Origin of the sequence: Streptomyces sp. NPDC059009, from assembly GCF_042740175.1 — a bacterium.
Lineage (GTDB): Bacteria > Actinomycetota > Actinomycetes > Streptomycetales > Streptomycetaceae > Streptomyces.
The window spans coordinates 64,038-75,004 of record NZ_JBHYJB010000008.1; the positions used below are offsets into that span (position 1 = coordinate 64,038).

Consider the following 10,967-nt stretch of genomic DNA (forward strand, 5'->3'; position numbering starts at 1 on the left):
TCACAAAGGACCCCATGTCAGGCGTTGTTGTTGTCGGTGCGGGAATCGTCGGTTCCTCAGTGGCCTACCACCTGGCCCGTCGAGGTGTCCCGGTCACCCTGCTCGAGCAAGGACCCGCACCGGCCACCGGGGTCACCGGAGGCTCCTTCGCCTGGATCCGCGGCTCGGGAGGTCACTGGCCCGGCGGAGCTCAAGACCTCCGCGAGTACGTCCTGGCGGACTACCAACGTCTGGAGGACGAACTGCCGCACGTCACGGTCCGCCGGACCGGCTCGCTGTCCTGGGCCGGCACACCGGCCAAGGACTCACGGCCAGGGCCGGGCCAGTTCCGCATCGGCCGACGTGACATCGCGGCCCTGGAGCCCAACCTCCGACACCCGCCCGACCAAGCCGTCCACACCCCGAGCGACGCCGGCGTCGACCCGACGGCCCTGGCCCACGCACTCGTGGCAGCCGCCGGCGCCCACGGAGCAACCGTGCTCCACGACACCACCGTGACCTCCCTGCAGGTCACCAACGGACACGTCGATCGAGTGCTGACGTCGACCGGGCTCCACACCGCCGCCACCGTCGTACTCACTGCCGGAACAGGCATCCCCCGCCTCTGCGAGCCGCTGTCGGCCGACCTGGACATCGCCGCCTCCCCGGCGACCCTCGCGCGGGTCTCAGCACCGCCTGGCCTGGTCAGGACCATCGTGGCGCGCCCTGATTTCGAGGTCCGGGAAGTCCGGGAAGGCGACCTCCTGCTGGTCGTGCCACATGCCGAAGGCACAGCAGCACGTGAGCAGGCCGCTCACGATGCGCTCCAGCGCATGAAGGCGGCCTTCCAAGGAGCAGCCTTCCAAGGAAGCGACCAGTGCCGCCTGCTGGGCTATCGCACGGGCCAACGCCCCATGCCCGCGCACGGACCCGTCATCGGATACGCGACACGCGACCGCTCCGTCTATGTCGCCGTCATGCACTCCGCCATCACCCTGGCACCCACCGTCGGACGCCTCATCGCGGACGAACTCGTGACCGGCAGGCCCGCCCCCGAGCTACAGCGTTGCCGCCCGCGCGCCCACTGACATCGCTTCTCGGTTCTGGCCACAGACCTTGGGAAGCCGCAACGGCGCGTGACATTGCTGCTCGGCTTGGAGACGCCGCAGGACCTGTCAGCTGTACTCGGTGGTGCCCCGGTGCGGGTGTGCCGGCGGCTCGGCCGGACCTGGCGTACGTCGCCGGCCCGCGCCTCGGGCTGCTGGGCTTCAGCCCAGAGCGTCCATCAGGCTGGTGAGATAGGCGTCCAGCCGTTCCTCCACGGCTTGTGTTGTCAGTTCTGTTCTCCCTGCCTTCTGCCATGGCTTCGCCATCTGCTGTACGTCTTCTGAGCAGGCCACCGCGTCCCGCACCCGCCAGTACAGCCGCTCGCTCGCGGCCGCGGCCAGCACCCCGCCCGCTTCCTCATACGCGTCCGCGAACCGCTGCCCCCACGCCGAGCCGTGCAGCAGCGCGAGATGGGTCGAGCAGTGCGCCACATCGAGATCCGCCGGGCCCCAGCAGGTACCGGCCCAGTCGACGACGCCGGTGATCCGCGCGCTCGTCGGCCCTGACGGCGGCACGTCGGTCCTCGTGAGCAGGATCAGGACGTCGCCCTCTCAGTTCAGCGCGTCCTCGGCGTGCCCCGCGTAGCGCGGGTCTACGAAACTCTGCATGTCCGACGTCAAGAGCAGTCGGAGGCGGCACTGTGCCAAGGGGTGGTCGCCGATCACCACGTCGGTGGTTCTCGTTAGACTCGCCAGCTGTTTCCGCCACAGATGGAGAGCACAGCAGTGAGCCAGCAGGACCGTTCGCCCGCGTCTGACGTCCCCGTGTATGCCGCCCTGGTGAAGGAGCTCGGCGATGTTCCGGCCGAGACGCGGCGAGAAGCCGAGAAGGCGCTCCGTGAGGCGCAGGCCGCCGTGGACTTCAAGAGCTCGCCACACGCAGCATAAGGGCCCCCTCTTCGAATCCCGCCGGCCCCGCCGCAGCACTGCTCAGCACACGGCGCGCAGCCTGCTCTGAGCGCCCGGTGCTGAGCCACCCGCACCGTCCCCTCCCCCGGGGCATCCGGACCGGTCCGCCGCCCCTCGTACGCCGGGCGATCGACGGCCGTGTGACGCCCGAAGCGATCGGCAGGCCCGGTACGGCCGGTTCTGCCGCTGGCGGTCATGTGACACCGGGCGTAGAGAAGGAAGCTCACCTTCTGGCACCCCTTGGGGAGACGCCGTGGACAGGACCATCGACAAGGCAACATTCCGGGACGCGTTCAAGAACCGGTCTCTCGTGCCCGGCGATCTGCCGCCAGGCCCGGGCCGACGGCTCGCCGAGCAGGCCAACGCGACGGCGGGGCCCACCGACGCCGCGCTGCGCACGAAGGCCGAGTTCGGCGCGCTGTTCGACCTGCTGCTCGCCGCGCAGCACGACGTGGACGCGGCGGACGGGAAACTCGTACTCCAGGATCCGCAGGGGCAGTTCACCGAGGCCGGGAAAGCCGTGGACGGTTTCATGGCGGCGGCGCGGGACAAAACGGAGTTCTTCGCTCACGACCTGTATCAGGTCAAGGTCACCGGCTGGCCGCCCGGTGTGCTGACGGCGGACAAGGTGATGGTGGCGCCGCCGGGAGCGCGACTGACGCTCGCCCGCAGCGAGTCCCCCGGTGAACTGCTGCTCTCGACGCCCGCCTTCTCCCTCGTCAACAGCGGCAACATGACCGCGCGTGCGCCGAAGCGGTCCTGGAAGGTGGACTTCGAGGTCGGGGAGAGCGAGGACCGCCTCCACGGCATGGAACGGGTCAACCTCAAGGCGATGTACAACGACCCCTCGCAGATGCGCGAGGCCGTCGCGTGGCGGCTCCTCGAGCGCGCGGGGATACCGGCCGCGCAGCACACGTACGCCATGTTCCATCTCAACGACCGCTACATGGGCCTGTTCTCCGTGATTGAGCAGGTCGACAAGAAGTTCCTCAAGGACCACTTCGGCAAGAACTCCGAGGGCAACCTCTACAAGGCGTACTGCGGTGACGTCGGCTGCGCGACCCTGGAGCACCGCTCCGGCACGGGCGGCTCGGACGGCGGCCGCCAGTACTTCACCGAGGGCAGCCCGGTGGACGACAGGACGTACCGCCTCAAGACGAACGAGGACGACCCGGCCGCCAACACCTACGACGACCTCGCCGCCCTCATCCGTGCGGTCAACGGGGTCGAACTGCGCGGCGGCGAGGGCGCGTTCGCCTCCGACGCCTTCCGCTCGTCCGTCGAGGACGTCCTGGACGTGCGGGCCTTCCTTCGCTGGGCGGGCGCCAACGTGCTCCTCGGCAGCTGGGACAACTACTTCGCGACGCCGTCGAACTACTACCTCTACAACTCGGGGCGGCTCGGCGACGCGAAGGGCTTCACGTCCCGCCCGTACTTCACGTTCATCCCCTGGGACTACGACAACAGCTCGGGCATCGACTTCTTCTCGACCCCGTGGCAGTACACGGACCTGCTCGACTGGCCCGCGATGACCCGCGGCTACTGCCGGATCACGCACGCCCCGCACGACGTGTCACGGCTGCCGCTGTTCACGAACCTGCTGCGCCACCACGACTTCTGCCAGTACTACCTGGATCACCTGGAGTACCTGCTCGACACGGAGTTCGGGCCTGACCGCGTCGCCGCGCTGATCGGCGCCGAGGGCTCCGGGGGCGAGGGCCTGTGGCAGCGCATCGCGGCCTCGGCCTATCTCGAGTCGGCCAGCCCGCACGGACAGCCCTTCACGGGGCGGCAGTTCACCAACGACGAGGTGTACCGGGCCGCGTACCGCCAGTGGGAGCTCAGCCGCGGCGCCCAGTTCACCTACGGGATCTACCACTACACGCGGATGCGTCACGACAGCGCCCGGCAGCAGCTCGCAGAGCTCCGCAAGACCTATCCCAACGGCGCCAGCGGTGCCGTCTTCCCCGGCGCCATGGAGGCCCTGCCGTCATGACCACCGCAAAGAAGCAGCGCAAGAACGAGAAGACCCCTGAGCTGCGCCTCGTCAAGGAGGCCAAGATCCAGGACCTGGTCGGCGACAGCGCGGGCAGCCGCCTCGAAGCGAGCGGCGTGCTCTACCGCGACGGCGTCTTCCTCGTCGTCTGCGACAACCTGACGTCGCTCATCAGGATCAGCAGCGAGCTGTCACCGAAGTCCCCGGAGAACGGCGTCCTGCGAGCGGCCAACGGGCGTAAGGGAGCGGGGAGTTCGAAGAGCGGCAAGGGGCTGGAGGCGGAGGGGTACGAGGATCTCGCTCACGACCCGCTCAAGGACCGCTACTTCACGCTGAGCGAGGCCGTTCCGGTCAAGCCCAAGGGGTTCCGTGCCCGTGTCCAGGAGCACGACAGCCGGCTGCGGCTCCGCGGCTCGGCGTGGCTGGACTTCCCGCTCACGGACGCCAACAAGGGCATGGAGGGTCTGGAGTGGGTGGAGCGGAACGGAGTCGGGCATCTGCTCGGCCTGTGCGAGGGCAACCGCTGCACGGGCGGCAAGGAGGGCCGACGGCCCGGCGGCGGCCGCATCCAGGTCTTCCGCAGCGGCTCCGGCCAGTGGACCCGCACGGCGACGATACGGCTGCCCGCGTCGCTGCCGTTCGAGGACTACAGCAGCCTCTCCGTGCGTGACGGCCGGATCGCCGTACTGTCGCAGGCATCGTCCGCGCTCTGGGTGGGGCGCCTCGCCACGAAGAAGTGGCAGGTGGACGAGGGCACGGTCTACCGCCTGCCCACTGATGCCAAGGGGCGCACCGTCTACGGCACCCCCGAGGGCGTCTCCTGGGTTTCGTCCGACCACGTGGTGGTGGTCTCGGACCGGGCGAAGAAGGGCGCGGCGAGCGACCCGTACCGCGCGAAGGACCAGTCGATCCACCTCTTCCTGATCCCCTCACCCCCTCGGTGACTTGACCGTCTTCTGTACGGTGAGGCGATACGTGCGCAGGGCGCGATGACATTCGGCCGTCAGCAAGTGAACCGGCGCAATGCCCACAGGAGCACTGCGCCGGAGCGACGAACCCTCAACCACCGCCGTATCAGCCGGTGTTCGTCGACAGCTTCCCCTGGGAGAGTTTCCACTCGCGATGCAGGGCGCCCAAGGGGATGCTCTTGCGGAAGAGCGGCGTGCCGAAGACGGTCAGCTGGGCGTTGAGCGAGCCGGACAGGTCCAGCCCGCCGAACGCCTTCCACTCGGCCGAGGCCGAGGCGCGGCCGTCGGTGCCCGCGGTGGCGGAGGCGTGCGCCTCGCCGCGCAGGTACGGGGCGATGTCGGCGCTCACACCGGCCATGCCGTAGAGCCCGACGCTCGCCTCGGCGCCCAGCGTGGCCTTGGTCCTGCCCGCGGCCGCCACTGTGGCCCGTACGGGGGTGGAGGTCATGTCGGACCGGCTGACCGAGGTCCAGCCCTTGGACCACGAGTAGCTGCCGCCGACGCGGAAGTCCCCCTTGAGGTCCTGGCGGATGTCCACGCTGATGCGGCCGTCGGCCTCCACCGCGAGGTAGCAGGTCAGGTCGAGGTTGACGACGACCGGGACCGGGCCGACCTGGATCACCGGGTCGGCGTGCAGCTTGGCGAACGGCATCCGCAGCGGCTTGCCGGGCTCGGTGGCTGCCGCCGCCTGCCCCTTCAGCTCCCACTGCGAGGCCCAGTCACCGGACAGCCCGATGTACGCCCCACCGGGTACGGCATCGGCGTCCGCGCTCCCCTTGCCGCTCTTGTCGCGGGCGCCACTGCCGTTGTACGAAAACTCGATCTCCGGGGCGAGTTGCACGAATCCGGAGGCCGAGGCCGCGGCGGAGGCCGGTGCGCCCTTCGCGGTGGCGACCGAGGTACCGACGTCGAGACGCAGACTGCCCAGCGGCAGCTTGGCGCCGTGCGGTCCCACCCGCGGCCGGCCGCGCTTCGCCCAGGACAGCCGTACGCCCTTGACCAGTGGTTCGACCTTCATCGCGGACGGGTCGACGCGCACCTTGCCGTCGGCCTTGTCCGCCCCCAGCACCGAGTTGAGTGCGGCCGGGGCCATCGTGACCTCGGTGCCGTGCTCGCCCTTCCTGCCCAGCACCTGGGTGACCTTGGCCAGTACGCCGTCGGGCTCCCCGGGAGAAGGCGCAGTCGCAATGACGTCGCCCACTGCAACAGCGGAGCTCTTCGCGGGCGTTGTGGGCGGGGCGCTGGAGGACGGCGGACCCGAAGGGGGCGGCGTCGAGGGGGCCGAGGAACGTGGGGAGGCCGAAGGCGGGTGCGCCGGGGACTTCGCCGAAGTCGCAGGCGCCGCCCCCGTGAGCACCGCACGTCCGCTGCTCCGGTCGTACGAGGCCACCCGCAGCGACGACTTGTGCGTCCGGCGGCCACCGCCGCCCGGTCGGACCACCGCGGCCGGCGCGCCTGCGGCGGGAGCCGCCGTGACGGGCAGCCGCCGCTGGGCACCGTCGGGCCTGCTCGTATTGCCACCGGCCGCGGTGCCGGATCCGGCACCGGCCCCGCTTCCGGTTCCGTGCTCCGTGCCGTCACCGGCACTGCCGGTGTCGGCCCCGGCGGGCGTCCGCGCTCCGCCGCCCGGCCCGGCGCCGGAGGCATTGCCCGCCGAACACCCGGTGGCCAGCAGGGATATGAGGGACAGGCCGGTCAGTGCAGGTAAAAGGAAGTGCTTGCTTGTCGTGCGCAAAGTTGAACCCTTGAGGATGTGCGGTGGGCCGCGTCGCAGCAGGCATCGGCCCTGCGGGACCGCGCCACCACGGCAGACAACGGGACGGAGCGCGATGACTCGCGCGTACTGATCGCCGTGATCATGCCATGCGTATCCAGTGATCTGCCCCAGCTGTCCGGATCCCGATGGATGCGACTCCGCGGCCCGTACGGCCTCGCACGGGCGAGTTGACCGGGCCTGTCAGGCCCCGGACCGTGATGGCCGCCAGGGTGCCGATGGCCGGAAACACCCGGCAGCGTGTGCAGTTGATCGAGGTAGTGACCAAAGTCCCTATTGCTCATGGGAGTTCACCGATTGCATGGCTGCCACGACGGTTCCCCGTTCCGTCCCTACCGAATTGGGATCTCCATGAGCCAAGTGTCCCGACGGCGTGTTCTCGCTCTCGCCCCTGCTGCCGGCCTCGCCTCGGCCGTCCCCGTCTCCCTCATGACCGCGGGCACGGCGGCCGCGGCGCCCGACCGACCGAACTCCCCACAAAGGGCCCCCAAGAAGGGCGCCGCCCGCTCGCTCCAAGAGATCACGGACGCGTGGGGCACGTGGCTGGCCCGGGAACGGTTCCCCGGCTCCAACGGCTGCCGCTTCACAGCCTCCACGGATTACGGGCGGCAGAGCTTCCTCAGCGACTACCACAGGTACCAGGTGAGCACGAAGTACAGCGGCATCACCTACGACCCCAACGCCCCCTCGCCGGTCCCGGGCCAGGTCAGCTCCGTCACCACCAACTACCGCAACGGCTCGGCCGTCGAGCAGCTCGTGACGTACAAGCAGAGCAAGACGACGGAACAGGACCTGCGGATCTCGGTGACCGAATCGCTGAAGATCGGCGTCTCCCTGGAGGTCTCGGCCGAGATTCCCGCGGTCGCCAAGGTCTCGGAGACCACCTCGATCGAGACCAACCTCTCCTCGACCCAGGAGTTCACCCACAAAGAGACTCAGACCTGGGGTGTGGACCTCCCGCTCAAGATCCCGCCCAAGTCCCTCATCGAGGCGTCGCTCGTCATCGGCACCCAGAAGTACGACATCGACTGGACGGCGACCGCCGGCCTCAAGGGAGCCGTGGCGGTCTGGTTCAACGACAAGGTCGATCTCAACCACGACGGCGACTACCACTGGCTCTGGTTCGTGCCCATCGAAGAGGTGTTCCGTGACTGCCAGAGGAACGGGATCGTGGACACCAGCGGCTACGAGGTCACCGGGGACGGCGTGGACGCCTTCGCGAGCGGCACGTTCAGCGGCGGCCAGGGCACGTCCGTCAACGTGAACGTCGTCCAGAAGGACCTCAACGGCAGGCAGCGGAGCAGCAGCCCGCAGCCCTTCGCCGTCCCGGTGAACCAGAACGGCAAGAAGGCCATCCGCTCCGGCCGCTGACGGACGACGTCGCCCGGCACGAGGTGAGCGCCTCGCGCCGGTCGAGCGGGCCGCGTGCGTGCTGCGCGAGGCGGCGTTCTCCGTCCTCCCATCCCCATGCCGAGGTCGACGGCATTCGTTCCGAGGTGACGGTGTGACGCGCCTTGTTCATGGGGGAGTTGACCGCGATCCGGGTCGGCGGCTGTCCGGGCCACCGCACTGGCCAGGCCGGACAGGTTCCGGGCTGTCCGGGACACCGGAACTCCCTTGCCCGGCGACCCGGCGCGGCCACAAGCTCGTTGCCGCCCAGGCAGCCGGATCACCGGCGGGGTCGGACCGACCCGGGGCGCCTTCACATCCACTGACGCGGAGGAGCTAGGCCATGCCTACCAGCAGCACCAGGACCAGCATCAGCACCAGGAGCAGGACCAGGAGCATCGTGAGGCGCCTCGCCGTGCCGCTCGCGCTGTCTGGCGTACTCGCGTCGGCGGCCGGCGCCACAGCGGCAGCTCCGTCCCGGACACACGCGGACAACGGCCGGTCCGCCGCGGCGACCGACCGGTACTACCTGCGTTTCGACAAGGGCTCGGTCACCAACTCCCGCCTGGAGCTGGTGAAGCGCGTGCCGGGGCGGGACGCCGTCATCAAGACGTACAAGGCGGGCTCCGGCCAGATCAAGAACTCCTGCGCCGTGGGCCGTGGTTGGCTTCCCGACGCAGACGCCCGCCACCCGTACGCCGTGCAGTGGCACCGCAAGAACTTCGACGGGGTCATCAACGGCTTCGTCATCAAGCTCTCGGACAAGCGATGCAGCAACGGCACCAAGCGGACCGAGCTGTTCATCCATAGCGAGATGAAGCCCAACGGGCGGCAGGGCACGATCGAGTCCGAGCGCTGGACGAACCAGAGCCCCAACGACTACTACTCCAACGGCTGTATCAAGCTGCATCCGACGCACATCAAGGACCTGTTCAAGCGCTTGGACCGCGTGGGCTGGCCCAAGAAGCTCTACGTCGTCGGCTGACCGCGCACACCAGACGCCGACGGCGGCCTGTGAGGGGGCGGCGGCTTCACTCCCGCCCCCTCCCCCCCCAGCCGTCACTTCAGGACCGTGGACTGCGCCGCCCCCTTGCGTGTGTCCCGCACGCGGGGCAGCGGACCGGCGTCCGGCAGCCCTGTTCCATCACGCGCAGGACATCGTCACACTGGCCCGGAAGATGTGGCCGAAGTTCGGGTCGTCGAAGACCTCGAAGATCTGCGGATCACCGACGCGTTCACACTCGAACCTGCCGTCGCCGCTCGCCGAGACCTGGGCGTCGTCGATCGCGCCCTGGATCGCAGCCCCGGCCGTCAGTCCACGGCCGGCGCCACAGTACAGCGACGCCGTGCTCGCCGTCGCGGGTGCGGCGACGGCGAGCAGAGCGGCGGCCGTCCCGGCCACGAGCAGCGAGCCCCGCGTCGTCCTTCTGGTCGGTCGCAGCATCGTCGGTCCCTGCCCTTCATCACTGGTCGTCCTCGCTGCATCGCGAGGGTTCGATGGCGCACTCACCCAGTGATACGGACGCCGCGTGCCAACTGTTCGACGCGCTGCGACCGCCACCGACGGCGGCGACGTGAACACACCGCACGACCCGCCGAGGAACATGCCGCTGCCGCACTGCTGACGAGTTCGTCAGGTCGCCTGGAAGGGGATGTTCCGCCACGGGCTCGCCGGGTCCGTGGTGAGGATCCGGTGCGGTGTGACGGCCGAGGAGTACATGTGCCCGAAGGATTCCTCGTCGAAGCGGAGCACCCGGCCGAGTATGTAGCCCGCAGAGAACTCCTCCCATGACGTGTACGTCTCGCGGCACAGCTCGCCCGCCCACAGCACCGCCTGCTCCACCTCCGCGTGTTCGGCGAAGCGTGCGCCGAGGCCCCAGCGGGCGTAGTTGACGGCGCGACCGTAGTCGTATCCGAGTGCGGAGGGCACATAGCCGTCCGGCGCCAGGATGCCGTCCGCGCGGAATCGGGCCTCATAGCGGGTGATCTTGCCGATGACGTCCAGGACCCGGGCGATCCCTTCCTGGCCCGTGCCGCGCCGGCGCAGGGTGTCGGCGGCCGCCCCCTGCCACGCCTGCGGATCGGCGTGCGCCCCCGGGTGGCGGGCGGCGAGTTCGCGACGCACGCTGAGCGCGAACTCCGGCTCCGGCGGGCTGTTCTGCCCCGCCAGCAGAAAGTTCAACTGCTGGACCCAGGCTGCCCGCTCCGTCGTGCCCCACGAGTCGCGGAGCACCTCGGCGTCGTCGCGGTAGTCGACGCATACGTCGCCGATGTCGTTCCACAGGACCTGCCGGTGTACGGCCAGGTGCGTGCCGCAGGCCAGGCCGTGGGCGAGCGGGCCGTGCAGCGGGCCCGTGTACTTGGTGATCAGCGCATCGTCGTCGTGCCCGCGCTGCGGAACGTCCTTCTTCAGCGCCTTCCACTGGCGGCGCTTCTTGCGGGCGTCGGGAAAGCGGCCCTCGGTGGGCGTGCCCGGGTTGACGATGATGCCCTTCAACTCGTCCGTCTCGCCGCCCCACCACTCCATGGCGGGCAGCGGCACGGACACCGCGACGGCCACGATCTGGGGGCGGCGGGGCAGCAGTTCGCCGCGCGTGTAGACGGCGAAGTACGTCTGCCCGTCGTCGGCCCGGTGCGTCAGCCAGCCGCCGTCCGCCTTGTTGCGGTCGGCCTTCTCCCGCACGGCATACGCCAGGGTGTCGGCGCCGAGCAGGACGCGCAGATAACCGTCCCAGTCCCCGCGCGACTTGGCGTCGAACAAAGCCCGCTCGACGTCGGTCGGCGGGACCCACGCGGGCTGCCCCTGTCCCATCGAACCCATGATCGGTGTCCCCATGAGACGCAGA

Annotated in this window: 9 protein-coding genes and 1 pseudogene; 6 read left to right on the forward strand and 4 right to left on the reverse strand. The window is 69.7% G+C overall.

Translation table 11 applies throughout. The features are described 5' to 3' along the window. The first annotated feature begins 14 nt into the window (after window positions 1-14). The gene (locus ACFWYM_RS10000) at window positions 15-1,067 is read left to right on the forward strand and encodes an NAD(P)/FAD-dependent oxidoreductase (RefSeq protein ID WP_384832880.1); all 1,053 of its coding nucleotides are present in this window, start codon (window positions 15-17) and stop codon (window positions 1,065-1,067) included. 180 nt (window positions 1,068-1,247) lie between these two features. On the opposite strand, the pseudogene ACFWYM_RS10005 reads toward ACFWYM_RS10000, so the two are convergent. After that, a pseudogene (locus ACFWYM_RS10005) lies at window positions 1,248-1,604 on the reverse strand (aminoglycoside phosphotransferase); the annotation flags it as partial. A gap of 207 nt (window positions 1,605-1,811) precedes the next feature. Here ACFWYM_RS10005 and ACFWYM_RS10010 point away from each other — a divergent pair. From ACFWYM_RS10010 to ACFWYM_RS10020, 3 genes are all read left to right on the forward strand, one after another. After that, on the forward strand, window positions 1,812-1,973 hold the full coding sequence (locus tag ACFWYM_RS10010; protein WP_384832883.1) for a hypothetical protein: 162 nt from the start codon (window positions 1,812-1,814) through the stop codon (window positions 1,971-1,973). A gap of 274 nt (window positions 1,974-2,247) precedes the next feature. Continuing rightward, the gene (locus ACFWYM_RS10015; protein ID WP_384832886.1) at window positions 2,248-3,990 is read left to right on the forward strand and encodes a CotH kinase family protein; all 1,743 of its coding nucleotides are present in this window, start codon (window positions 2,248-2,250) and stop codon (window positions 3,988-3,990) included. Next, a complete protein-coding gene (locus ACFWYM_RS10020; RefSeq protein ID WP_384832889.1) occupies window positions 3,987-4,934 on the forward strand; it encodes a hypothetical protein in 948 nt (315 codons plus the stop codon). Before ACFWYM_RS10015 ends, ACFWYM_RS10020 begins: the two co-directional genes overlap by 4 nt. Window positions 4,935-5,064: 130 nt before the next feature. Here the strand turns inward: ACFWYM_RS10020 and ACFWYM_RS10025 are convergent, their stop codons facing one another. Next, window positions 5,065-6,159, reverse strand: a complete 1,095-nt coding sequence (locus ACFWYM_RS10025) for a hypothetical protein (protein WP_384832892.1) — start codon at window positions 6,157-6,159, stop codon at window positions 5,065-5,067. A 924-nt stretch (window positions 6,160-7,083) separates the two neighbouring features. Between ACFWYM_RS10025 and ACFWYM_RS10030 the strand changes: the two genes are divergently transcribed. Continuing rightward, the gene (locus tag ACFWYM_RS10030) at window positions 7,084-8,103 is read left to right on the forward strand and encodes an ETX/MTX2 family pore-forming toxin (RefSeq protein ID WP_384832894.1); all 1,020 of its coding nucleotides are present in this window, start codon (window positions 7,084-7,086) and stop codon (window positions 8,101-8,103) included. Between the two features lie 361 nt (window positions 8,104-8,464). Next, window positions 8,465-9,106: a hypothetical protein gene (locus ACFWYM_RS10035; RefSeq protein ID WP_384832897.1), complete on the forward strand. Its 642-nt coding sequence runs from the start codon at window positions 8,465-8,467 to the stop codon at window positions 9,104-9,106. A 159-nt stretch (window positions 9,107-9,265) separates the two neighbouring features. Here the strand turns inward: ACFWYM_RS10035 and ACFWYM_RS10040 are convergent, their stop codons facing one another. Both ACFWYM_RS10040 and ACFWYM_RS10045 read right to left on the reverse strand, forming a co-directional pair. Further along, window positions 9,266-9,565, reverse strand: a complete 300-nt coding sequence (locus ACFWYM_RS10040) for a hypothetical protein (RefSeq protein WP_384832900.1) — start codon at window positions 9,563-9,565, stop codon at window positions 9,266-9,268. A 189-nt stretch (window positions 9,566-9,754) separates the two neighbouring features. After that, window positions 9,755-10,933: a DUF1266 domain-containing protein gene (locus tag ACFWYM_RS10045; protein WP_384832903.1), complete on the reverse strand. Its 1,179-nt coding sequence runs from the start codon at window positions 10,931-10,933 to the stop codon at window positions 9,755-9,757. Window positions 10,934-10,967 lie beyond the last annotated feature (34 nt).

Bases quoted from the DNA above. Each gene is read 5' to 3' on its own strand.
- ACFWYM_RS10040 (WP_384832900.1), bottom strand. From the start codon at position 9,565: ATGCTGCGACCGACCAGAAGGACGACGCGGGGCTCGCTGCTCGTGGCC.
- ACFWYM_RS10045 (WP_384832903.1), bottom strand. From the start codon at position 10,933: ATGGGACAGGGGCAGCCCGCGTGGGTCCCGCCGACCGACGTCGAGCGG.
- ACFWYM_RS10020 (WP_384832889.1), top strand. From the start codon at position 3,987: ATGACCACCGCAAAGAAGCAGCGCAAGAACGAGAAGACCCCTGAGCTG.
- ACFWYM_RS10000 (WP_384832880.1), top strand. From the start codon at position 15: ATGTCAGGCGTTGTTGTTGTCGGTGCGGGAATCGTCGGTTCCTCAGTG.
- ACFWYM_RS10030 (WP_384832894.1), top strand. From the start codon at position 7,084: ATGAGCCAAGTGTCCCGACGGCGTGTTCTCGCTCTCGCCCCTGCTGCC.
- ACFWYM_RS10035 (WP_384832897.1), top strand. From the start codon at position 8,465: ATGCCTACCAGCAGCACCAGGACCAGCATCAGCACCAGGAGCAGGACC.